General features: G+C 68.2%; 24 protein-coding genes. 8 read left to right on the forward strand and 16 right to left on the reverse strand.

Features of this window, described 5'->3' with window-relative positions:
- Nucleotides 1-598 (forward strand): LysR family transcriptional regulator substrate-binding protein (locus ACAM49_RS29870; RefSeq protein ID WP_369638892.1); only part of this gene is annotated, 598 nt, incomplete at its 5' end.
- Here the strand turns inward: ACAM49_RS29870 and ACAM49_RS29875 are convergent.
- The gene (locus ACAM49_RS29875) at nt 599-997 is read right to left on the reverse strand and encodes a hypothetical protein (protein ID WP_369638893.1); all 399 of its coding nucleotides are present in this window, start codon (nt 995-997) and stop codon (nt 599-601) included. It abuts the gene before it with no gap.
- A gap of 64 nt (nt 998-1,061) precedes the next feature.
- Between ACAM49_RS29875 and ACAM49_RS29880 the strand changes: the two genes are divergently transcribed.
- Nucleotides 1,062-1,730 carry a hypothetical protein gene (locus ACAM49_RS29880; protein WP_369638894.1) on the forward strand — a complete coding sequence of 223 codons (669 nt, stop codon included), beginning with the start codon at nt 1,062-1,064 and terminating at the stop codon, nt 1,728-1,730.
- 41 nt (nt 1,731-1,771) lie between these two features.
- Nucleotides 1,772-2,356, forward strand: a complete 585-nt coding sequence (locus ACAM49_RS29885; protein WP_369638895.1) for a hypothetical protein — start codon at nt 1,772-1,774, stop codon at nt 2,354-2,356.
- A 3-nt stretch (nt 2,357-2,359) separates the two neighbouring features.
- Here ACAM49_RS29885 and ACAM49_RS29890 read toward each other — a convergent pair whose 3' ends face one another.
- Together ACAM49_RS29890 and ACAM49_RS29895 are read right to left on the reverse strand one after the other, a co-directional pair.
- A complete protein-coding gene (locus tag ACAM49_RS29890) occupies nt 2,360-3,370 on the reverse strand; it encodes an NADP-dependent oxidoreductase (RefSeq protein ID WP_369638896.1) in 1,011 nt (336 codons plus the stop codon).
- 43 nt (nt 3,371-3,413) lie between these two features.
- Nucleotides 3,414-4,082, reverse strand: a complete 669-nt coding sequence (locus tag ACAM49_RS29895; RefSeq protein ID WP_369638897.1) for a TetR/AcrR family transcriptional regulator — start codon at nt 4,080-4,082, stop codon at nt 3,414-3,416.
- A 111-nt stretch (nt 4,083-4,193) separates the two neighbouring features.
- Between ACAM49_RS29895 and ACAM49_RS29900 the strand changes: the two genes are divergently transcribed.
- Complete coding sequence (locus tag ACAM49_RS29900; protein WP_369638898.1) at nt 4,194-5,168, forward strand: oxygenase MpaB family protein; 975 nt, start codon at nt 4,194-4,196, stop codon at nt 5,166-5,168.
- 5 nt (nt 5,169-5,173) lie between these two features.
- Here ACAM49_RS29900 and ACAM49_RS29905 read toward each other — a convergent pair whose 3' ends face one another.
- The 8 genes from ACAM49_RS29905 to ACAM49_RS29940 form a co-directional block, all read right to left on the reverse strand.
- Nucleotides 5,174-6,391, reverse strand: a complete 1,218-nt coding sequence (locus tag ACAM49_RS29905) for an Ig-like domain-containing protein (RefSeq protein ID WP_369638899.1) — start codon at nt 6,389-6,391, stop codon at nt 5,174-5,176.
- A gap of 161 nt (nt 6,392-6,552) precedes the next feature.
- Nucleotides 6,553-7,479 carry a metallophosphoesterase gene (locus ACAM49_RS29910; RefSeq protein WP_369638900.1) on the reverse strand — a complete coding sequence of 309 codons (927 nt, stop codon included), beginning with the start codon at nt 7,477-7,479 and terminating at the stop codon, nt 6,553-6,555.
- On the reverse strand, nt 7,476-7,964 hold the full coding sequence (locus tag ACAM49_RS29915; protein WP_369638901.1) for a cupredoxin family copper-binding protein: 489 nt from the start codon (nt 7,962-7,964) through the stop codon (nt 7,476-7,478). Before ACAM49_RS29915 ends, ACAM49_RS29910 begins: the two co-directional genes overlap by 4 nt.
- 21 nt (nt 7,965-7,985) lie before the next feature.
- Complete coding sequence (locus ACAM49_RS29920; protein WP_369638902.1) at nt 7,986-8,672, reverse strand: Rieske (2Fe-2S) protein; 687 nt, start codon at nt 8,670-8,672, stop codon at nt 7,986-7,988.
- Nucleotides 8,669-9,241, reverse strand: coding sequence for an RNA polymerase sigma factor (locus tag ACAM49_RS29925; RefSeq protein ID WP_369638903.1), 573 nt, complete (start codon nt 9,239-9,241; stop codon nt 8,669-8,671). Before ACAM49_RS29925 ends, ACAM49_RS29920 begins: the two co-directional genes overlap by 4 nt.
- An 83-nt stretch (nt 9,242-9,324) precedes the next feature.
- Nucleotides 9,325-10,473, reverse strand: a complete 1,149-nt coding sequence (locus ACAM49_RS29930; protein WP_369638904.1) for a TDT family transporter — start codon at nt 10,471-10,473, stop codon at nt 9,325-9,327.
- A 78-nt stretch (nt 10,474-10,551) separates the two neighbouring features.
- A complete protein-coding gene (locus ACAM49_RS29935) occupies nt 10,552-11,118 on the reverse strand; it encodes a DJ-1/PfpI family protein (RefSeq protein WP_369638905.1) in 567 nt (188 codons plus the stop codon).
- Nucleotides 11,119-11,173: 55 nt separating this feature from the next.
- On the reverse strand, nt 11,174-12,622 hold the full coding sequence (locus tag ACAM49_RS29940; RefSeq protein WP_369638906.1) for an ABC1 kinase family protein: 1,449 nt from the start codon (nt 12,620-12,622) through the stop codon (nt 11,174-11,176).
- Between the two features lie 120 nt (nt 12,623-12,742).
- Between ACAM49_RS29940 and ACAM49_RS29945 the strand changes: the two genes are divergently transcribed.
- Both ACAM49_RS29945 and ACAM49_RS29950 read left to right on the forward strand, forming a co-directional pair.
- Nucleotides 12,743-13,519 carry a GntR family transcriptional regulator gene (locus tag ACAM49_RS29945; RefSeq protein ID WP_369638907.1) on the forward strand — a complete coding sequence of 259 codons (777 nt, stop codon included), beginning with the start codon at nt 12,743-12,745 and terminating at the stop codon, nt 13,517-13,519.
- A 118-nt stretch (nt 13,520-13,637) separates the two neighbouring features.
- Entirely contained in the window at nt 13,638-14,975 is a 1,338-nt protein-coding gene (locus ACAM49_RS29950; RefSeq protein ID WP_369638908.1) for an ABC1 kinase family protein, read from the forward strand.
- 137 nt (nt 14,976-15,112) lie between these two features.
- On the opposite strand, the gene ACAM49_RS29955 is transcribed toward ACAM49_RS29950, so the two are convergent.
- Nucleotides 15,113-16,108, reverse strand: coding sequence for an SDR family NAD(P)-dependent oxidoreductase (locus tag ACAM49_RS29955; RefSeq protein WP_369638909.1), 996 nt, complete (start codon nt 16,106-16,108; stop codon nt 15,113-15,115).
- 110 nt (nt 16,109-16,218) lie between these two features.
- Between ACAM49_RS29955 and ACAM49_RS29960 the strand changes: the two genes are divergently transcribed.
- Complete coding sequence (locus ACAM49_RS29960) at nt 16,219-17,013, forward strand: SDR family NAD(P)-dependent oxidoreductase (protein WP_369638910.1); 795 nt, start codon at nt 16,219-16,221, stop codon at nt 17,011-17,013.
- On the opposite strand, the gene ACAM49_RS29965 is transcribed toward ACAM49_RS29960, so the two are convergent.
- The 3 genes from ACAM49_RS29965 to ACAM49_RS29975 all read right to left on the reverse strand — a co-directional run bounded on the left by ACAM49_RS29965 (nt 17,007) and on the right by ACAM49_RS29975 (nt 19,296).
- On the reverse strand, nt 17,007-18,257 hold the full coding sequence (locus ACAM49_RS29965) for a KasA/KasB family beta-ketoacyl-ACP synthase (RefSeq protein ID WP_369638915.1): 1,251 nt from the start codon (nt 18,255-18,257) through the stop codon (nt 17,007-17,009). The genes ACAM49_RS29960 and ACAM49_RS29965 overlap by 7 nt on opposite strands.
- Nucleotides 18,258-18,361: 104 nt before the next feature.
- Nucleotides 18,362-18,955 carry an SRPBCC family protein gene (locus ACAM49_RS29970; protein ID WP_369638911.1) on the reverse strand — a complete coding sequence of 198 codons (594 nt, stop codon included), beginning with the start codon at nt 18,953-18,955 and terminating at the stop codon, nt 18,362-18,364.
- Entirely contained in the window at nt 18,928-19,296 is a 369-nt protein-coding gene (locus ACAM49_RS29975) for a phage holin family protein (protein WP_369638912.1), read from the reverse strand. The genes ACAM49_RS29970 and ACAM49_RS29975 overlap by 28 nt, the downstream gene beginning before the upstream one ends.
- A 65-nt stretch (nt 19,297-19,361) precedes the next feature.
- Here ACAM49_RS29975 and ACAM49_RS29980 point away from each other — a divergent pair, with 65 nt between their 5' ends.
- A complete protein-coding gene (locus ACAM49_RS29980) occupies nt 19,362-20,315 on the forward strand; it encodes an oxidoreductase (protein WP_369638913.1) in 954 nt (317 codons plus the stop codon).
- 18 nt (nt 20,316-20,333) lie between these two features.
- Here the strand turns inward: ACAM49_RS29980 and ACAM49_RS29985 are convergent, their stop codons facing one another.
- On the reverse strand, nt 20,334-20,846 hold the full coding sequence (locus ACAM49_RS29985) for a DUF664 domain-containing protein (RefSeq protein ID WP_369638914.1): 513 nt from the start codon (nt 20,844-20,846) through the stop codon (nt 20,334-20,336).
- Nucleotides 20,847-21,000 lie beyond the last annotated feature (154 nt).

Genomic DNA, 21,000 nt, shown 5'->3' on the forward strand with positions numbered 1-21,000 from the left:
GAGCATGACGGCGGGACTGCTCGCGCCGGTGCTGAGGACGTGGTTGCGGCGCAATCCCTTGGTGGGACTGGGGCTTACCGAGGCCGCCAGCGCCGACGAACTGGCCCGGCTGGTGGAATCCGGGGAGGCCGACATGGCCATCGGTCCGCGGCCGACGCGGTGGACGGGGAGCACCGAGGTCATCGGCGTGGAAGAGGTGGTAGCGGTGCTGCCGCCCGGCCATCCGCTCGCCGGGCGCAAGCGAATCGGCTTCGAGCAGTTGCGGGATGAACCGCTGGTGCACTACCACCCGGACAACGGGCTGGGCGGTTGGCTCGATGCCGAGGCGGCACGTCACGGCGTGCTGCTCACCGCGGCCGTGCGGACCCGTCAGGCCGTGACGGCCGCCCGGTTGGCTACGGCCGGTGTCGGCGTGGCGCTGGCGCCGACCACGGCGCTGAGCGGCTCGATGCTGCTGCGCCGCCTGCGGCCCGGTGTCGAGCGGGAGCTGGTGTGCCTCATCGGGACTCCGGGCGATGTGCTGGTGCGCCGTTTCGTCGCGGAGGTGGTGCGGCGCGGCGTCCCGGTGCCCGCCGCCGTCACCGCCGCGTTGGGGTGATCACCGCCCGGCGCGGTACACCTTGCGCGCGCTGGTGATCAGCGGAATCTGGAACGGGAGGCGCAGTAGGGCACCGGCTTTCAGGGCCATGGGCTTGTCGCTGTTCCACCAGTCGTAGGCCATCTGCACATTGCCGGGGAAGACGGTGATGAAGATGAGCGCGGCCAGGCGCGCGCCGAGTCCGCGGGTGCGGGGGAGCAGCAGCAGCGTGCCGGCGGTCAGCTCGGCCGCGCCCGAAACCTGGGTGTAGGTACGGGGTTTGCCGGGGAGCTGCGGTGGTATCAAGGCATCGAACGGTTTGGGGGTGACGAAATGCAGGGTGCCGACCCCGAGCAGCAGCCCCGCGAGAGCCAAAGCGCGGGTGCGGACTCCGGTGTTCCGAGACGAATCTGCTGTCATCCGTGCAGCATAACCGGTCGGTATGTATTGTCTGGGCTGCCATCCGGCGCGAGCAGGGGAAATTATGAAGGCGCACAAAGGGCTTGCCGTGGCCCTGCTGGTCGTTGGGTTGATCTCCGGTTGTTCGAAGGAGGCGGCGAAGCATCCCGCGAATCATCCGGCCAATGCTCCGGCACAGGGGGTTCCGCAGCCCGCGCCCAAGGAGAACGGCGGCAGCGTACCGGTCGGTCCGGGGCCGTCGGGCACCTACAGCGTGCAGGCCCAGCCCGCGCCCGGCAGTTGCCACTATCGCAAGAGCTCCGACGGCCAGCCGCTGCCCGATCCGGCCTGCACGCCGGGGGCGACCAATCCCAAAGTCACAGCGCAGAACCTGGCAGACACCATCTGTAAGTCGGGTTATACGGCCTCGATTCGGCCCAATAATTCGATCACCGGTCCCGAGAAGGCCGCCAATATCAAGTCCTACGACTACACCGGCGATCCTCGCGACGCCGAGTACGACCACCTCATCTCGCTCGAATTGGGCGGCGACCCCAATGATCCGCGCAACCTCTGGGTCGAACCGCCGTCGCCCGGCCACAAGAACGGGGGCGGGACGAACAATCCCAAGGACGGCGTCGAGTCCAAGCTGCACACGCTGATCTGTGACGGCAAGGTCGCGCTCGTCGACGCGCAGGTGGCCATCGCCACCGACTGGACCACGGCGCTGGCCAAGGTCGGCTTCCCGAGCTGAATCACCCTCTGGAGCAGGTGCTCCGGGCCTACCATCGAACGATGCCAGCGCCGGAGAACGGCTCGACGATGATCGAGGGCCGGGTCGTGCACAAGGTGAGCAACGCACTGAAGATCACCTTCAGCGCGGGGCCGGGGGATCCCTTGGCCGTCGGTGTGCGGGGTGCGGGCAATGGTCTAGGGGCCAAGGCCGCCATCCTTTTCGGGTTCAAGAACAGCGGCACCGGCAAGCATCGGATCACCTATGCCGACGGGTCGGTGGTGTGGGTGGAGTCGCGGTCGTCGGAGCCGACGGTGCTCAGCCGCGGGGACGGGACGGCCATCGGCACCATCCAGCGGGCGGACACCTCGACGGCCGTAGGGTCCACGGCGGGAACGCTTTTCCACTTCGTGCCCGACGCCGAGGAGGCCGAGACCCCCGAGCTGTATCGGCTGGTGGTGCTCGACCGCATGGGGGAGGAGACCGGTCGGCTGGACGTGGTCCGCGCGAGCACGGGGCACATCCCGATCCTCGGCACCAGGCTCCGGCTGCGGCACCCGCTCGACCGGGTCGAGCGGGACGTTCTGCTCGGCGCGTGCGTGGACATCACGCTCGGCCTGCGGCCGTATGTCGCGGCCATGCGATAGAGATCAGTCGGACACCTTGATGACCAGCTTGCCCAGGTTCTTTCCGGTGAGCAGACCCTGGAACGCCTCGACGGCATGGTCGAGGCCCTCCACGACATCCTCCAGATACTTCAGCTTGCCCTCCGCGATCCACGGCACGGCATCGGCGTAGAACGCCCCGGCCTGATCCACGAACTCGGTCATGATGTACCCGCGCACGGTCAGGCTCTTGCGCAGGATGTTCGACATGAGCAGCGGCACCCGGTCCGGGCCGGGCGGCAGGTCGGTGGCGTTGTAGTTGGCGATCAAGCCGCACACCGGGATTCGGGCGAACTGGTTCAGCCGTGGGAGCACCGCGTCGAACACCGGGCCGCCGACATTCTCGAAATAGACGTCGATGCCGTCCGGGGTCGCGGCGGCCAGCTGCTCGGCGAAATCGGGCGCCCGGTGGTCGATGGCGGCGTCGAAACCGAAATGCTCGCGCAGCAGCGCCACCTTCTCCGGCCCGCCCGCGATGCCGACCGCCCGCGCGCCCTTGATCTTCGCGATCTGGCCGACGGTCGCGCCGACCGGTCCGGTGGCGGCGGCGACCACCACGGTCTCACCCGGCTTGGGCTGTCCGATGGTGAGCAGGCCCGTGTAGGCGGTCAGACCCGGCATACCCAGCACGCCGAGCGCGGTGGTCAACGGCGCGGCGTCCGGATCCAGCTTGCGCAGGGAGGCGACCGGCTCGACCGAATGGGTCTGCCAACCGCCGTAACCGAGCACGATATCGTCGGGTTGCAGTGCGGGATCGGTGGATTCGAGCACCCGGGAGACGGTGCCGCCGCACATGACGTCGCCCACCTCGACCGGGGGCGCGTAGGACGGCAGGTCGCTCATCCGGCCCCGCATGTAGGGATCCAGCGACAGATACAGCGTCTGCAGCAGCGCCGACCCCGGCTGCGACTCCAACTCGACGGTCTCGGTGCGGAAATTCTCCTGCTCCGGCATGCCGATCGGGCGCGAGGCCAGGACTATCCGGGTGGACTTCATCGTCGGTACGACCTTTCGGTGGGCGATCCCTCCATTCTGGATATTACGGACGGTCCTCCGGAAGGTACGGTTCCGCTCGCCAGGAATCGAAACTGGTCATTATGTGATGGCGGACGGTGTGCCAGTCGGGGACCAGGTTCGAGGCCGCGGGGACGCTGGCGGTGAGCAGGACGCCCGCGACGGTGATGAGGGTCATGCGCATCCAGTCGCGGGCGCCGGGGCGGTCGGCCAGATCGCCGAGGACCTGGCGGGCCACGGCGAAGACGGTGGACTCGATGTGCTCGACGAGATGGGCGACGGTGGACGACATTTCGGGGTCGGTGCGGGCGGCGGCCAGGAATTCGAAGCCGACGCTGACGGGGGCGACCTGGGCCAGGGTCCAGAGTTCGTCGACCAGGACGCCGACCCGCTCGCGATCGGAACCCGTTACCGTGGAATAGGTTTCGACGACCGCCTGGGCCGTGATGTCCGCGACCCGGCCGATGGCGGCGTCCAGGAGTTCGGCGCGGGTGGGGTAGTAGTGCTGGACCGCGCCCTGGCTGACGCCTGCTCGTTCCGCGACGCCGCGCGTAGTCGTGGCGGCGTGGCCGTTCTCGATCAAGCTGGCGATGGTGGCGTCGAGAATGGCGACGCGGGTGTCCTCGCGTTGCTCGGCGCGGCTGCGGCGTTGCTCGGCGCTGTTGCGCTTGGTGTTTCCCGTCGTGACCGACACCCGCCCACGATACCGGTCGTGCAACGAACAAGTCGCACGACTTGTCAAGTCGATCGACTGGTCAATACGCTTGTGCGACAGCCGATATGGAACACGACGAGGTGATCGGCCATGGCATCACAGAATGTCCGGATCTGGCGACGCGGTCCGGCCCCCACTCTCGCCGACATGGCCGACTACGGCTATTTCGGTCCCGGCTCGCAAGTCTGGCGAGTATTGCTGCACCCGGCGGTCACGCCCTTCCTGGCCCCGGTGACCGCACTGCTGGAGGTGCCGCACATCGGCATGCAGGCGGTCATTCTCGATCATGATCCGCTGGCCGTCACCGGGCGGACGCAGCGCAGCATGAGCCCGATCATGGCGGTCCGGCGGGCACAGCGGACCGTCGGCGTGCCGGTCCCGATCATCCTGGGCGACAAGGCTTCCGCCGACCGGATCGCGGCGCACCTGCGGCGCTACCACCGGTCGATGACCGGCACGATCCCGGGCACCGGCGAGCCGTATGCCGCGCAGGGGGCGGAGCTGGTGCTCTTCGCCCACGTCACGATCATGCAGGCGGCCTTGCTCGTCTACGAGAACTTCGCCTACGAGGGCCTGCGTCGCCCGGCGCGGCTCGAACCGGCCGACCGGGACCGGTTCTGGTTGGAGGCCAAGCAATTCGGCGTCCTGATGGGCGCGAACCCGGACGAGATTCCCGTCTCCTGCCGGGGCGTGGCCGACTACTACGCGGGGATCGCGCACCGGTACGGGGTGATCGAATCCTTCGGCCCGGATCTGGCGGTGGCACCGACGCTGGCCCTGCTGCGGGGTTTCGCGTTTTCCCAGCTTCCCGAACTGGCCCCACTCCTGCTGTCCGCCTTGATAACCCCGCAGCTGATCGCCACTCTCCCGCGCCCGGCCCGCCGGAATCTCGGCCTGCCCGCCGCGTTCGATCCGCTGCTGAACCTGTCCCTGCGCCTGACCCGTCCGGCCATGCGCGCCTTCACCATCCACCGTTTCGCCGAGGCCGTGGAAAGACGAATCAGCGGCCCGGACGCGGTGGCGTTGTCCGATAACGCCCGCCGCCTCCAGGCCGCTGTCGCCTGACTATCTCAGTGCGCGCCGCCGGCCAGCCACTGGTCCCAGCTCAGGGTCCAGTCGCCGTTCTGCCACACCTCGAGCGGGGCGCCGCCGGTATTGCGGACCTCGACGATGTCGCCGGGCTGGGAGAAGTTGAAGAACCACTGCGCGTTCTCGGCATTGAGGTTGAGGCAGCCGTGGGAGGTGTCGGTATTGCCCTGCGCCCAGACCGTGGAATCGAGCTGGTGCAGGTAGATGCCGTCGGTGCTGATGCGGGTGGCCCAGCCGATGGATTCCTTGTAGCCGAGCCGGGAATTGACCGGCAGGCCGTAGGTGGAGGAGTCCATGATGACCGGGTTGGCCTTGTCCATCACCGTATAGGTGCCGGGCATGGTCCAGAAGGTGAAGGTCTTGCCCGCGATGGTCTCGCTGCCGCCGCGGCCCATGGAAGTGGGCATGGTGCGGACCAGCTGGCCGTTCTCGAAGACCTGGATCTGATGGGTGTTGTCGTCGGCGATCGACACGTGCGAGGGGCCGATGACGAAGTTGGCCTTGGCGTCCTCCTGGCCGAACAGGCCGTTGCCGACCTCGATGCCGTAGAGGTTGGCCGCCACGCTCACCTTGGTGCCGGACTTCCAGTACTCCTTGGGCCGCCAGTGGGCGTTGCGGTTGTCGAGCCAGTACCAGGCGCCCTCGACCGGCGGATCGGCGGTGACCACCAGGCGCTTCTGGGCCGCCGCGCGGTCCGGGATGTCCTCGTCGAAGTGCGCGACGATGACCATGCCCACGCCGTAGCTGTTGCCGTCGACGATGGCCTGACCGCCCGTGGTGTTCAGATACACCTTGGTCTGGTTCTTCGGCGTGATGGTGGTGAAGGTGGAGGTGATCGGGCCGGTGAGTCCGGTCACGTCCTCGCCCGCGGCCTTCAGGGTGTAGGTGCGCCCGTAGCCCAGCTGCTCGTTCGGCTTCCATGCCGTCTTGTCGGGAGTGAAGGTGCCCTCGATGACCTTGCCGGCGTCATTGGTGAGGGTGACATCGGTCAGCACACCGCTGGTGGTGCTCACCTTCACCGGCGCCGCCGGGTCCACCTTGTCGCTGCCCTGCGCGGGCACCACGGTGATGGCCTGCGCGGCCGGCGTGCGCGGACCGACCTTCCCGTCCGGAAGATTGGACGAGCACGCCGCCAGTACCAGGACCAGCGCGAGCAATGCGCTCGCTGCGGCGTTCGTCCGAAAACGGCGGGGTGGCATGGCTTCCCTCCTGTAATCGCCGTGCGCCGCACTGCTGCACAGCATCTTGTTACTGCTCAGCCTAGTAGATTACCTTCCGTCCTCGGGCATCCATCGCCAGGTCATGCTGTCGAAATGACAACGATGTGAGCCGCCGCGCGCGACATGCCGATCGGGCGTGGTCATTTCAGCGTTTGTTCTTTGATAGCGAGTTGCTGTCGACCCTTCCGGTATGTGACCTCGCGAATACCCAGGGCCTCGTGCAGCTTGCCCGCTGGCAGGGTGACCGGTTTGGGAGCGGGTCCGTCGCCGGGTTTGGGCAGGGGATAGGCGGTGGTGGTGCCGCTGTAGAAGGTGACGTTGCCCTCGGTCTTCGTGAACAGTTGGTGCACATGCCCGTTGAGGCAGGTCACCGAGGAGAAGCGCTTCAGGTGACTGAGCGCTTGGGTGGCATCGTCTGTGCCCCAGCCCCATTGGGGGTACATGGCGAACAGCGGGATGTGGCTGAAGACGATGATCGGTGTGTCACTGGACAATCCGGCCACCTCCTGCTGGATCCAGTCGAGCTGATCCTGTCCGAGATGTCCGAGATTCTTCAGATTGAGCGTATTGACCAATCCCATCACGTGGACGCCCGCGATGTCGAAGCTGTACCAGCCGTCGCCCCTGGTGCCATTACCGAAGACCGACCGGTATCGCGAGCCGCCGTCATCGCTCGAATCGTGTTCTCCCGGAACGGTGAACACGTGCGGGGTCTTGAAGCCCTGCATCATCTGCTTCACCTGATCGAACTGCTCCTGGGTGGCCAGATGTGTGAGATCGCCGGTGTGGATGATGAAGTCGGGTTCATAGTCCAGTGCGTTCACCTGCGCGATGGCCTCGGTGAAGGTGTCGGTGACGCTGGTGTTGGCGGTGCCGGTGAAACCGATGTGACTGTCGCTCACCTGCGCGAAGCGCAGCGTCGGGCGTTCCGCGGCGGAGGCGGTGCCCGCGATGTGCGAGACCACCTCGCCGCCGACCACGGCCAGGCCGACCGCCGCGCCGAACCAGGCGCTGTGGCGCATGAGCTGGCGGCGGGTCATCTGCTGGGGATCCTGCTCGTCGCTCATGGCGTCACCACCACGGTCGCGTGCATGAAGGGATGGATCGAGCAGACGTAAGCGAACGTGCCCGCCTTGGTGAAGGTGAAGGTGTAGGTCGCGTTGTTGCCGAGCGTCGGGGAGCGGAAGCTGCCGTCGTCGGCGACCACGGTGTGCGGTTCCTCGTCGTGATTGGTCCAGGTCACCGTGGCGCCGAGCTTCACGCTGAGCGAGCTCGGACCGAAGGCGAAATTGTCGATGGTGACGGCATTCGGGCCGGCCGGCGCCGCCGCGGGGGCGGACGAACCCGGCATGGACATGCCGGGCATACCGGTCGGCCCGCTGCCGTCCGGCACCATGCCGGGCGTAGCGGTGCCGGAAGCGTAGGTGATTCCGGGGGCGGCGTCGGGGGCTTTGCCGCCACCACTGGAACTGCACGCGCTCGCCGTGAGCAGGGCTGCGGCGGCGAGGCTGACCGCGACGGCCGTGCGGCGCGGGTTGCGGGTTGGTCTCATGCCTCTAGATAGAGGCGCGGGTTACACGGTCGGCGCGAAAACCTCTATGGTGCCGTTTTTTTCGCGCACCTGAATGGTGGGCAGGGGCGCGGGCGCGATGGGCAGCTGATGGGTCACCACTTCACCCTCGATGGAGAAGGAGGTGGAGTGGCAGGGGCAGCGCAGGCGTTCGGCGGGTGCGTCGAGCCAGAGTTTGCAGCCCTGGTGGGTGCACACGCCGGACACGGCGACCGGAATTCCCTTGTCGCGGCGGACGAATCCGTTGATCGTGCCGACGTCGAAGGCGACCGTCGCACCCTCGGGGAGATCCGAGGATCGGGCGATCGGCCGCCAGGCGCCGGTATTGGGGGACAGCGGGGTCTGCTGGGCGGCGGGCGGGGTGCCGGTGCCGCCGGGGCGGAGGAGGGTGCGGTCGACCACCGCGCCGACCGTTGCCGCGGCCGCGGCGGCGGAGGTGCCGATCAGCAGGTTGCGGCGGCGATGACCTTGTGCCGCAGGTGTTTCCGCAGGCTCGTCCATCTGCTCGGCCAGGCGGCGTTGCAGGCCGCTGAGGAATTCCTCGCTGGGTGCGTCGCTGCCCAGCCGGGCAGCGCGCAGTTCGATGGCCGTGCGCATCTCCTCGGCCTCGGCGTCATCGGGTTCGAAGCCCGTGGACCGCTTCCCGGCCAGTAGTTCCTCGACGAAACGCCGCACTTCCCGCCCGCTCACCGCACACCTCGCTCGTTCAGCCGGGACGCCATCCGCAGCGCCCGATGCTGCAACACCTTCGCATTCGCCACCGTCACGCCCAGGCGCTGCGCCGCCTCCTTGACCGAAAGACCTTGCAGGAAACGCAATTCCAGGATGCTCCGGTACCGGTCCGGGAGTTCGGCCAGCACCGCGGCGGCGCGGCCCTCGGCCCCGGAATCCGGGAGTTCCGCGGGCGGATCGTCGGCGATATCGCCCTCGATCGCGGTGATCTCGCGGCCCATGCGCGCCTTCCAGTGCGCGGCCAGCACGGTGCGCGCGGTGGCGCGCAGATAGGCCCGCACCTCCGGGGCGCTGGCGGTGATGCGCAGCGGTTTGAGCGCGGCCATGAACACCTCGGCGGTGAGATCCTCGGCGTCGGGCTTGTTCCCGACCTTGCCGAACATCAACGCGTACACCCAGGCGGCGTTGTCGCGGTAGACCGCTTCCCAGCTCGCGTAGCTGTCACCGGCCACCAGCCGCAACTCCCGACCCGAGCCGGTACTCGTGCCGGGCCGCGTCCGGCGCTCGGATTCCGCCCCTGGCACCATGAACCGCCGCTTTCGCCATCCACCGACGCGTGTTCACGTCTGTCAGTAGATAGCGAAAGGGGTTACAGCGTGGCGGTTTCGGACTACTTGACCGGCCGCAGCAGGTTGCCGCGGACCACACCGTGCACGGTCTTGGCGGCGACCACGGCCCAGGCGGCGACCAGCACGGCGTAGAGGCTCACCGCGATGACGGCGAACAGGTCGGCCCCGGTGTGCCCGTAGAGGGCGGTGCTTCCGGTGACGCAGCAGCCGACGGGGAAGGTGAAGCCCCACCAGGTCAGGTTGAAGGGCATGGACTTGCGGGCGTGGATGGTGACCGAGACGGCCAGGGCCAGCCACAGCATGGCGAATCCCCAGGTGGGAACGCCGTAGAGGACGGCGAAGACATCCAGCCCGGCGGCGGTGCGCTCATCGACGACACCCGAGGCGACATTGGCGAGGCTGCCCGCGGCGGTCACCGACTGGCCCAGGGGACCGAGCACCAGCCACACGGTGGCGACCATCCCGAAGGGAGGCAGACCGTGGTGCAGCAGGCGCGACCAGATCAGGGTGATGGTGACCAGCGAGGCGATCAGGCTCAGGCCGAACATGGCCAGGCAGGCTACGAACATGGTCAGCCGCAGCTGCCCGGCGGGGGCGTAGGGAACCAGCAGCGCGCCGAGGGCGGCCGAGACCATCGGGGGAACGACGGGCATCAGCCAGCCGCCGAAGGCGGAATCGGGCTCGAAGTCGTGCCGGGTGATCATCCGGTAGGGGATGCTGGCGGCGGTCATCAGGCCGAAAACGGTTCCGGCCGACCACAACACCCAGTCGATGGTGACTGCGGCGGTGAGACCGATGACGTCCTTGCCGAGCATCAGGGTGCCCGCGCCGACGGTCAGCAGGGCCATGGGCAGGGCGCCGTAGAACTGCATCATGATGGGGTGCAGGCCGTGGCCGCGAGCCTCGTCGGGGTAGCGGCGCCAGTGCAGAATCCAGGCGCCGGCCAGCACCACCAGGAGCAGCGAGGCCAGGGCCCACACCACGGTGGCGGCGGCGCGCAGCCCGGGGAACTGCAGGGGCAGGGTCGATGCGGCATTGGCGATGATGCCGGTGCCCATGACAACGGCGAACCAGTTGGGAGCCAGGTGGCGCAGGGGCTGCCACTGACCCTCCGTACGCGCCACCGTCCCGGTACGTCCCCCGGCGGGAGCGGTTACCTCGGCAGTTCTACGAAAGGTCATTGTGGTCATGCATCAACCTTCGCGCGGGCTACCTTTCCCCGGTAGAACCCACGATCCGATGCATGCATAGACCGGTTCTATGACCTGTCAGTGCGATGGCGGCGCGGATTTGCGGAGGACCTCCAGGAATGCGCGCATCCATTGCGGATGGTCGGGCCAGGCTCGGCCGGTGACCAGATTGCCGTCGATGTGATCGGGACTGTCGACCCACATGGCGCCCGCGGCGCGGATATCCGGTTGCAGGGCCGGGTAGCTGCTCGACGTGCGGTCGTGGAGGACGCCCGCGGCGGCGAGGATGAGGGGGCCGTGGCAGAGGGCGGCGATGGGTTTGTCGGTCTCGGCGAAGTGACGGACCAGGCGCTGGCAGTCGGGGTTGTTGCGGAGGAATTCGGGGGCCCGGCCGCCCGGGAGCACCAGCGCGGCGTACTGGGCCGGGTCGACTTCGGTGAAAGCGAGGTCCGCGGGCCAGGTGCGGCCCGGCTTCTCGGTGTAGGTATCGAATCCGTCGGCGAAGTCGTGGACGACGAATTGGAGTTTCTTCTGGGTCGGGGCCGCGATATCGACCTCGTAACCCTCCTCCAGCAGACGCTGGTAGGGGTACATGACCTCGAGGTCTTCGGCGGCATCACCGGTGATCAAGAGCACTTTTGGCATGGCGCACCTCCCAGGAAATGGTATCGGGACCGGCTGTGCGCCAAGGGGGTTTCGGTCAGCCCACGATGGAGGCGCGGCGGTCGGTGGGCAGCGCGCGCAGGTGGCGGACCACGGCCAGATCGGTGGGCTGGGCGTGCCGGGCGTCGTAGCGCTCGAAGACCGCCGCCAGTTCCGGGGACCAGCGGGCGAATTCGGCGCGGATCGGGCCCTCGGTCTCCAGTTGGCAGACGACGCCCAGCGCGGTGAGGAAGCAGCGGGCGAAGGGTGTGAAGTAGGCGGGCATATCCAGTTGGCGGTGCACATTGGACAGGCGCGGAGCCAGGACCGAGCGGACGTGGCCGCGCAGCCAGGCGGTGGTGAGCCGGAAGGTGGGCACGGTGAGTGGTTCGCCCACGGCGTCGAGGCCCTCGGCCAAAGCCGCCACGTCGTAGCTGCGGCCGGGGCGGACGAACCCGTGGCGGCGGATGGCGGCGTCGAGTTCGGGTATGCCGCCGTTGAAGGCGGCGTCCATGACATCGCCGACCAGCTGTTCGAAGCCGGGGGGCGGCCACGGCGTGCAGGCCCCGAAATCCACCACGCCCAGCCGCCCGTCGGGCAGGATCCGGAAGTTCCCCGGGTGTGGATCGCAGTACAGCAGGCCGGTGCGCGACCAGGTGGAGAGCAGGAATCGGAAGATGAGCATGCCGACGCGGCTGCGCTCCTCGGGGGCTCCGGACTCGATGATGCGGGAAACCGGTGTGCCGGTGAGCCATTCGGTGACGATCACATCGCCGCGCTGGGTGATCACCTGCGGCACCACGAAATCCGGATCGTCGGCATAGGCCTCGGCGAAGGCGCGCTGGTGTTCGGCCTCGGCGGCGTAGTCGAGTTCCTCGGCGACGCAGGTGCAGATGGCCTCGGTCACCGCGGGCACATCCGCGCCGGGCGCGAAGACGGTGGCCAGCACCGAGATTCGGCGCAGCTGCTCGAGATCGGCGAGCACGGCCGCGTGCGCGCCGGGATACATGACCTTGACCGCGACCTGCCGACCATCCCGCCACACCGCGCGATGCACCTGCCCGATCGACGCGGCCGCCGCGCGCCGGTCGTCGAATTCGCTGAAATGCCAGCGCCAGTTCTCGCCCATGCCCGCGGCCATGGCCTCGTGGACGGTGCCGGGCAGCATGGTCGGGACCGAATCCTGCAGCTGGGCCAGGGCGGTCCGGTAGGGCGAGGCGATCTCGGTGGGCAGGGCGAGTTCGTAGATGGACAGCAGCTGCCCGAGTTTGGTGGCGCAGCCCTTCAATTCGCCGAGCACCTCGAAAATGTGCTGGGCGGTGCGCATCTGGATATCCCGGTTGACCTCCTCGGCCGAACGGCCCAGCATCCGCTTGCCCACCCCGGCGGCCTGGCGACCGGCGAATGCGACCGGAAGACCGGCGATCCTGGCATTGCGGGCGGCGGCGCGCACCGGCGGCCTGCCCCCGTCGCCCCCGGATCCTGCACCGATTCGCCGAATCGACATTGGCTCACCTCGTCGTGTGCGCGGCACCACCCATCCATGCCGGGCGTATGCACGTGCAGTTTGGCACACGAAAGTCTAAACTGTCTGGGACGTATCCGAAAGTTGTCGAAAGGTGACAGGATGGGTGCCCAGACGGTCGTGGCCGATGTGGCGGACGAGCTCGCTCGCCGTGTCGCGATCGGGGAGTACGTGCCCGGCGACCTGATGCCGTCGGTCCGCCAGGTCGCCGAGGAATTCGGGATGAATCGGGCCACGGCGCAACTGGTTCTGGGCCGGCTCGAGTCCTACGGCTTCGTGGACGCGCACCGCGGTCGCGGCTTCACCGTGCGCGACGTGCGCCGCGCGGGCGGGGTCGAGGTGTATCGGAAGCTGTTCCGGCTGTCCATGCACGCGCCCGAGATGGCCGCGGACATGTTCGGCAATATCGTGGCGGCCGAGCGGGCCATCGTGCTCGAGGCGCTGCTCGATTACACCGCGGCCGAACGCGGTATCGACCCGGCGGTGCTGACGGCCGCGGTCGACGAGCTCGAAACCCAGGCCCGCAGCGCCGAACCCGATCACGTCCGCATGCTCGACCTGGAGGTGGGGCTGGTGCGCGCGGTGCTCACCGACCTCGGCCATACCATGCAGCGCGCGGTGCTGAACTCGGTGGGGGAGATGCTCTTCGAGGTGCCGGAGGCGGTGGAGGCGTACTTCTCGGTCTCGGCCGATCTGCACGTGCTGGTGTGGCGGGCGCTGCTGGCGGTATGGGAGTCCGAGGGCGGTCCCTCCGAGGCGCAGCTGGCGCTGTTCGAGGATCTGTTCGCCATGTATCACGAGAAGGTGCTGGCCCGCTTCGACGAATTGCTGGGCCTGGACGGCGATTCCGGGGAGCAGCCGCACAGCGCTACGGCTTGATGAGCGCGGAAGTGTTGTGCCGCACACCGATTGACTAGGTGTCTGAGACAATTTAGGTTCGAAGGGTGCCCACCGCGGCACCCTTCTCCGATGATGGCGAACCGAAGCGAGGCACCACATGGCAGGCAAGAGGCGAACCGGTCTGATGCGCTCGGCGAAATTGGCCGCCCTGCCCATGGGCATCGTGGCGCGGCGCATGACCGCCACCGGCAAGGCCATCATGACCGGCGCGGAACGCGGCACCATCGACGAGGCCCTGATCGACAAGGCCGCCGACGAGGTCTTCCGGGTGCTGGGCGAACTCAAGGGCGGGGCAATGAAACTCGGCCAGGCGCTCAGCGTCGCCGAGGCCGCGGTGCCGCCCAAATTCGCCGACCGGTATCGGGACGCGTTGACGCGCCTGCAGAACCAGGCCCCGCCCATGCCGATCGCGCAGGCGCATCGCGTGCTCGACGAGCAGCTGGGCACCCGCTGGCGGGAGCGGTTCGCCGAATTCGAGGATCGGCCGGTGGCCGCGGCCAGCATCGGGCAGGTGCATCGCGCGGTGTGGAAGGACGGCCGCGTGGTCGCGGTCAAGATCCAGTACCCGGGCGCGGATGTGGCGTTGATGTCGGATCTCAAAATGCTGCAGATGCTCACGGGGACGTTCGGCGTGTTCATGCCCGGGGTGGATGTGCGGGCGCTGATCGACGAATTCGTGGCGCGCACGGCCGATGAGCTCGACTATCGCATCGAGGCCGACCACCAGCGCCGCTTCGCCAAGGCCTTCGCCGACGACGCGCGGTTCTTCGTGCCGAAGGTGATCGCCAGCGCGCCGAAGGTGATGGTCACCGAGTGGATGGACGCGGTGCCGCTGAACCGCATCATCGCCGAAGGCACGGTGGAGCAACGCAATCGGGCCGGACTGCTGCTGGCGGAGTTCGGGTTGAGCAGCCCGCAGCGGGTCGGATTCCTGCACTGCGATCCGCATCCGGGGAACTATCAGCTGCTGCCCGACGGGCGGCTGGGGATTCTCGACTTCGGGGCGACCGTCGCGCTGCCCGACGGGCTGCCGCCGGTGGTGGGCGAGCTGGCCCGCCTCGGCATGGCCGGGGACTACGACCGCCTGCTGGAAGCCTTGCGCGCCAACGGTTTCGTGCGGCCGGGCCACGACCTCGACCTGGAGCCGATCAAGAACGTGGTCGCGCCCATCGTCGCCGAATTCCAGGGCGACACCGTGCACATCACCCGGCGCATGCTGCAGGAGCACATGACCCGCTCCATGGACATGAAGAACATGTCCGTCAACAACACCTTCGCCGTCCGCGTCCCGCCCGAACTCCCGGATCTGGTGATGCTGGGCCGGGTACTCGGCGGAATCATCGGAGTCTGCGCGCAATTGGATGCCGAGGGGCCGTTCCTGGGGCTGGTCGAGCAGTGGCTGCCGGGGTATGCCGTGGAGGGCGAAGCCGCCTGAGCCGTGGTGGTGGTCGTTAGCCGGCGGCCACCATGGCGGCCGTGACCAGCGCGGTGATGACAGCGATCGCCATGAAGGCCAGGATCACCCGGGCGCTCCGGGTCGGTGGTTCGGCTGGTGGCTGATCGCTCATCGGGTTATCTCCTCAGTGGAATCGGTGGTGCTGGAGGGTCATCGTATTCCGGCGGCTCCCAATACGTTTGGAGACCGCGACGTTGGGGCATTATCTCGGCCGCTTCCCGGGCCACGCCGAGGAAACCGGGGTGGTCGATGACGAACCGCACGACCTGCTCTACCTCGGGTCCGCTGACCGCCCGCATGAGGGTGCGGCTGGTGCGGGGGAACGCGCGCGTAAGCCGGTAGGCCAGCCACGATTCCAGGCGCAGCGGCAGGATCGCGCGATTGCGCTCGACCGCGGCCACGATCTTGCGGCCCGCCTTGTCCGGGTGCATGCCCAGCAGTGTCATGCCCTTCACCACGATCTGCCGGGTGATGGCGACCTGTTCGGCGCTGAGGGTGGCGAGGGTCGCGGTGGCGGCCAGATTGGTGGCGATCAGGCCGGGACACACGACGGTCACGCCGATGCGCTCGGAAGTCAGTTCGGTGCGCAGGGTTTCGCTGAAATGCTTCACGGCCGCCGCGGTGAAGGCGTACGGCGTGCCCAGGCGCATCGGGGTGAAGGCCGCGATGGAGGAGACATTGACCAGGTGCCCGCCGCGGCCGCGCGCGGCCATCTGCGCGCCGAACAGCCTGCAGCCGTGCACGATCGCGGTGAGGTTCACCTCGGCGATGCGGTGCAGGTCGGCGGGCCGGATGTCGAAGAAGGGGCCGCCGACCACGATTCCGGCATTGTTGACCACGACATCGGGGACGCCGTGCTGGGTAGCGACGTAGTCGGCGAAGGTCTCGAGGGCCAGGGGGTCGCCGACATCGACGGCGTAGGGGTAGGCCGAGCCGCCGGCCGAACGGATCAGTGACACCGTGTCTTTCGCGGTCGCGAAGTTGATGTCGGCGACCACCACTTCGGCCCCGCGGGCCGCGAGTGCCTTGGCGGTGCCCCGGCCGATGCCGCTGCCCGCCCCGGTCACCACCGCGAGCTGGGGGCGGAAGGGTTTTTGTATCAGGCGCTGCATTCTGCTCCTCCGGTGGAGAAGCGTGAGTATATACTGTCTGGGACAGTAGACGCCACCCACGGTGTTTTTTCCAGAGCCAGCTCCGCAGCAGCGGAAATCAGAGGAACCTCATGACAGGCTTCGAAAACGAGGTTGTCGTCGTTACCGGTGCCGGTGGCGGCATCGGCCGCGCGGTGGCCCAGCGCTTCGCGCGCAAGCGGGCCGTGGTCGTCGTCGCGGACCTGGACAAGGACCGGGCGGTCCAAACCGTGGAGAGCATCGAGGAATTCGGCGGCGAGGCCGCGCCGTTCGCGGTGGATGTGGCCGACGCGGTGGCGATGGAGAGCTTCGCCGAGGATGTGCGCGCCGCCTTCGGGACGCCGAACGTGCTGGTCAACAGTGCCCGATACACCACGGCCGGGCCGTTTCTCGAACACTCGCTCGAGGACTGGGATCGGCTGATGGGCGTGAACGTGTGGGGATTGGTGCACGGCTGCACGCATTTCGGGCGGCAGATGATCGACTCCGGGCGCGGCGGGCGCATCATCAATGTGACCTCGGTGGCGGCGTTCCTGCCGATTCCGCTGAGCACGGCGTACTGCGCCAGCACGGCCGCGGCGCAAATGCTCACCGAGGGATTGCGATTGGAGTTCGCGGGGACGCGGGTGGGGGTGACCGCGGTGTGTCCGGCGCCGGATTCCGCGGAGAGCGTGGCGCGCACGATCGTTCAGGTCGCGGCGCGAAATCCGGCGGTGGTGCCGACGCCCATCGAGGCGCGCGCCCTGCATCTCGCCACCCGGGTCTCGCCGGGCGGTGCGCGCCTGGCGGCGCGGGTGTTCAAGCCGGACAAGCTCACCGGCCTGCGCACCCGCGTCCTGGCCCGCCTCGACGACTATCTGACCGCGCGGCTGGACGGCCGTCAGTAGCGGCCGAACAGGACCGCCGCGTTGTGGCCGCCGAAGCCGAAGGAGTTGTTCAGCGCGAATTCGACATCGGTGTGGCGGGGTTTGGTGTGCACCACGTCGAGATCGACCTCGGGGTCCTGGTTTTCGAGGTTCAGCGTCGGCGGAATCACCTGATCGCGCAGGGTGAGCACGGAGATGATGGCCTCGAGCGCGCCGACCGCGCCCACCGAATGGCCCAGCGCGGATTTCGGCGCGTACACCGACGGGTGGGTGCCGACCGCGGCGGCAATGCCCTTGGCCTCGGCCAGATCTCCGATGCTGGTGCCGGTGGCGTGCGCGTTGACGTGGTCGACCTCGGCGGCGCTGACACCGGCGGACTGGATGGCGCGGCGCATGGCGCGGGCGCAGCCCAGACCCTCCGGATCGGGGGCGACCATGTGGTAGCCGTCGGCGGTCAGGCCCGCGCCGAGTAGTCGGGCCAGCGGCTTGGCGCCGCGGGCCAGGGCGTGGTCCTCGGCCTCGACCAGCAGCAGCGCCGCGGCCTCGCCGAAGACGAAGCCGTCACGGTCCCGGTCGAACGGGCGGGAGGCGCGTTCGGGCTCGTCCAGGCGGGTGCTCAGGGCGCGTGCCATGGAGAATCCGGCAATGGCAACGGGATTGATGTAGCCCTCGACGCCGCCTGCCACGATCATGTCGGCCTCGCCGAGCACAATGGAGCGCCAGGCGTGCACCAGCGCCTCATTGCCCGACGCGCACGCCGACACCGGCGTGACCAGGCTGGCGCGCGCCCCGATATCCAGGCCGACCACGCCGGAGACGCCGTTGGGCATGGACATGGGCACCGCGAACGGCGACACCTTGCGGTAGCCGTGATCGCGCATGGCGTCATTGGCGTCGACGATGGTGTCCGCGCCGCCGAGGCCGGTGCCGATGCACACGCCCAGGCGGTCCTTGTCGACCTCGGGGCTACCGGCGGTGGCCCACAGGCGTCTTCCCATGACATACGACATCTGCTGCACGTAACACATGCGGCGCTTCTTGATTCGATCCAGCTCGTCGGTCGGGTCGGCCGCGAGTTTGCCGCCGATGGTGACGGGCAGGTTCAGCTTGGTGATTTCCGGATCGGTGAGGGTGGCGATGCCGCTGGCCCCGGACAGCAGTCCCTGCCAGGTGCCCTCCGTGTCGGGGGCGATCGAGGTGGTCATCTCGACCGCGGTGACCACGACATTGCGGAATCCGCCGTTGCGAGTGGAGAAGTCTGCCAGGCTATTCACTTTTCGTATCCTTTGCGACCAATTGGCATGTCCTGCAGAGAATTCACGAGCGCCTGCGAGGCTAGCCCGGAAATCGTTCTGGAGCAGAACGACACTCAGATGCGTGCTGCCAATCCGCGGATTCCCAGCGACAGGAAAGGTTTGACGAAGGGGGCCGCCCAGCGCAGCGGGAGGAAGGTCAGCAGTCGCGGGCGGAAGGCGATGGTCCAGGTCAGGGCGGTGCCGCCCGCGGTTTCCGCGAGCTTGTAGTCCTGTGCGAAGGCATCGATGGCGAAGGGTATCGAGATTCTTGTTCCGGTAACCGACAGTCGCGCGTGCTGCGCCATGGTGACGATTTTTTCCTCGCAGGCGAACAGGAATCCGTCGAAGCTGCGCGAGGCGCCCTCGCGGCGATAGTCGTCGCGGTAGCGGATGCCGTTGACCAATGGAATCCAGGAGAAGGTGCCATTGAGTTGCAGGGCATCCCAGACCTTGTGCGGCGGGAAGGGGAATTCGCGGCGGACGGTGACGGCGAAGGTGGCGTCGGTGAGGAAGGGGTCGAGCTGTTCGGCGGTCAGCGGGCGGACCGAGAAGCCGCCGCCGGCCAGCACCCCCTTGGCCCAGCCGCGCAGGACGAGCGCGGCCACGCCCGCGGCGAGCGCGCCGAGGACGAGCAGGACGGCTAGGACGATGATGATGTTGGTGAGCATTGAACGGTCCCCTTCACTGAATTGTCCCAGACAGAATAGAGTCGGGACGTGGTTCGTGTCAGGGAACGGACGGTGCGCATGCGCGAGAACTGCCACAGGGCCAGTAGCGCGGCGAGACCGGCGGGAATGAGCAGTGTGGCGGCGGTGGTCAGCAGGGCGGCCCAGTGCGGCATCCACTGGGCGAGCGCCTCGGTCAGGAAATTGAGGAAATAGACCGCGCCGCCGAGGGCGGCGATCGCCGCGAATCCCAGTGCGGCGAGAACGAATGCGCCGCGGGCGAGTTCGGCGACAATGAATTTTCCGAGCCGGCGGAGTTCGGGTGCGAGCCAGGCGATGAACACTGTCGCAGCCTAACACGACCGGGTACATTGTCTGAGACGGAAATTCTAGCGAGGGGAACGACCGCATGACCGAGGCGCCGCCGCTGTTCGCCCGCCGCTGGACCGCGGCCGACATTCCGGACCAGACCGGCAAGACCGCCGTAGTGACCGGGGCCAATAGCGGTCTGGGCCTGCGCACCGCGGAAGCACTGGCCGCCAAGGGCGCCCACGTACTGCTGGCCTGCCGCAACGAAATCAAGGCCGCCACCGCGCTACAGCAGGTGAGCGATGCCGCCACCGGCCCCAAACCCGAAGTGCTGCCGCTGGATCTGGCCGACCTGACCTCCATCCGCCGCGCCGCCGACCACCTCGACGTGCGCGAAACCCCGATCGACATCCTGGTCAACAATGCCGGTGTCATGGCCCTGCCCCGCCACGAGCGCACCGCCGACGGCTTCGACGCCCAGTTCGGCACCAACCACCTGGGCCACTACGCGTTGACCGGCTTGCTCCTACCGGGTCTACTCCGCGCCCCCGACCCCCGCGTTGTCACCGTCTCCTCCATCGCGGCCTGGGGCGGCCTGATCAACTGGTTCGACCCGAATTGGCGTGTCGTCTACAGCCGTTGGCTCGCCTACAGTCAATCCAAACTGGCAAACCTGCTCTTCACCGCGGAGCTGCAACGCCGGGCCAAGGCGGCGGGTAGCCACCTCACCGCCGTGGCGGCGCACCCGGGCCTGTCGGCCACCAACCTTTACGACTCCGACCCCGAGGGCGGCGTCGGCGGCCGCCTCGCCGCATTGCAGCAGCGCCTGCTGTTCTCCGTCGCCCAGTCCGACGAGCTGGGCGCGCTACCGCAGCTCTACGGCGCGACCATGCCCAATCTCGCCGGAAACTCCTACATAGGCCCGGCTTTCGAAGCCTTCGGCTACCCCCGCCGCACCCTCCGCAACCCCGTCGCCTACAGCCGCCTCGAGGCCCGCCGCCTCTGGCGCCTCAGCGAAAAACTCACCGGCATCACCTACGAGTGGGAGCGCTAGACCGCGGCTGGGCCGAGATCAGCGGCGGCGCAAGAGAACTCCGCGGATGAAGGCGGCTTGGCCGGAGTGCTGGATGTCGTCGTCGATGACGCTGATGAGGCGGACGCCCAGGGTGACGGGGGGATTCCAGCGGGTGTCGACCACGCGGGGGAGGTCGGGGTCGGTGAGCGTGGAGACGTAGGTGAGGGTTTGGGCGTGGACGGCGTCGTAGTAGCCGAGGAGGAGGTCGGCGGGGACGGCGGCGAGGGCGGCTACGTCGGCGGGGGACTGGCCGTAGCCGGTGGCGGAGTCGTCGAAGGGGAGGTCGAAGCGTTTGGACCAGCCGGCGGCGGTCCAGACCTGGGGGAGGTCGGCGACGTCGGCGATGTGGTCGTCCTGGACTCGGGTCAGGTGCCAGATCAGCCAGGCGATCGAGTTGGCGCCGGGGTCCAGGCGGGTGCCCAGCTCCTCCTGGGTCAGGTCGGCTACCGCGCCGTGCACGTTCTCCTTGATTCGTCCGAAGGCATCCACCAGCAAGTCAGCGCTCGTCATGCCCCCATCCAAGCACCCGGGTCCGACAGATATTCCGCAATCGACCGGCGGACAACCGCGGGTTGTGGCTCGCCGAGCGATCGGTTGTTTGATCCCGGCTCGGCGCTTCTGTTTCGATCTCGCGGTCGAGATCGGTGGAGGATGAGGTGGCGGG

Source organism: Nocardia sp. JMUB6875, from assembly GCF_041154655.1.
Classification (GTDB): domain Bacteria; phylum Actinomycetota; class Actinomycetes; order Mycobacteriales; family Mycobacteriaceae; genus Nocardia.

What these genes read in the sequence shown, in the direction of transcription:
- ACAM49_RS29875 (WP_369638893.1), bottom strand. Translation starts at nt 997, where the DNA reads ATGACAGCAGATTCGTCTCGGAACACCGGAGTCCGCACCCGCGCTTTG.
- ACAM49_RS29880 (WP_369638894.1), top strand. Translation starts at nt 1,062, where the DNA reads ATGAAGGCGCACAAAGGGCTTGCCGTGGCCCTGCTGGTCGTTGGGTTG.
- ACAM49_RS29885 (WP_369638895.1), top strand. Translation starts at nt 1,772, where the DNA reads ATGCCAGCGCCGGAGAACGGCTCGACGATGATCGAGGGCCGGGTCGTG.
- ACAM49_RS29890 (WP_369638896.1), bottom strand. Translation starts at nt 3,370, where the DNA reads ATGAAGTCCACCCGGATAGTCCTGGCCTCGCGCCCGATCGGCATGCCG.
- ACAM49_RS29900 (WP_369638898.1), top strand. Translation starts at nt 4,194, where the DNA reads ATGGCATCACAGAATGTCCGGATCTGGCGACGCGGTCCGGCCCCCACT.
- ACAM49_RS29905 (WP_369638899.1), bottom strand. Translation starts at nt 6,391, where the DNA reads ATGCCACCCCGCCGTTTTCGGACGAACGCCGCAGCGAGCGCATTGCTC.
- ACAM49_RS29910 (WP_369638900.1), bottom strand. Translation starts at nt 7,479, where the DNA reads ATGAGCGACGAGCAGGATCCCCAGCAGATGACCCGCCGCCAGCTCATG.
- ACAM49_RS29915 (WP_369638901.1), bottom strand. Translation starts at nt 7,964, where the DNA reads ATGAGACCAACCCGCAACCCGCGCCGCACGGCCGTCGCGGTCAGCCTC.
- ACAM49_RS29925 (WP_369638903.1), bottom strand. Translation starts at nt 9,241, where the DNA reads ATGGTGCCAGGGGCGGAATCCGAGCGCCGGACGCGGCCCGGCACGAGT.
- ACAM49_RS29930 (WP_369638904.1), bottom strand. Translation starts at nt 10,473, where the DNA reads ATGACCACAATGACCTTTCGTAGAACTGCCGAGGTAACCGCTCCCGCC.
- ACAM49_RS29935 (WP_369638905.1), bottom strand. Translation starts at nt 11,118, where the DNA reads ATGCCAAAAGTGCTCTTGATCACCGGTGATGCCGCCGAAGACCTCGAG.
- ACAM49_RS29940 (WP_369638906.1), bottom strand. Translation starts at nt 12,622, where the DNA reads ATGTCGATTCGGCGAATCGGTGCAGGATCCGGGGGCGACGGGGGCAGG.
- ACAM49_RS29945 (WP_369638907.1), top strand. Translation starts at nt 12,743, where the DNA reads ATGGGTGCCCAGACGGTCGTGGCCGATGTGGCGGACGAGCTCGCTCGC.
- ACAM49_RS29950 (WP_369638908.1), top strand. Translation starts at nt 13,638, where the DNA reads ATGGCAGGCAAGAGGCGAACCGGTCTGATGCGCTCGGCGAAATTGGCC.
- ACAM49_RS29955 (WP_369638909.1), bottom strand. Translation starts at nt 16,108, where the DNA reads ATGCAGCGCCTGATACAAAAACCCTTCCGCCCCCAGCTCGCGGTGGTG.
- ACAM49_RS29960 (WP_369638910.1), top strand. Translation starts at nt 16,219, where the DNA reads ATGACAGGCTTCGAAAACGAGGTTGTCGTCGTTACCGGTGCCGGTGGC.
- ACAM49_RS29970 (WP_369638911.1), bottom strand. Translation starts at nt 18,955, where the DNA reads ATGCTCACCAACATCATCATCGTCCTAGCCGTCCTGCTCGTCCTCGGC.
- ACAM49_RS29980 (WP_369638913.1), top strand. Translation starts at nt 19,362, where the DNA reads ATGACCGAGGCGCCGCCGCTGTTCGCCCGCCGCTGGACCGCGGCCGAC.
- ACAM49_RS29985 (WP_369638914.1), bottom strand. Translation starts at nt 20,846, where the DNA reads ATGACGAGCGCTGACTTGCTGGTGGATGCCTTCGGACGAATCAAGGAG.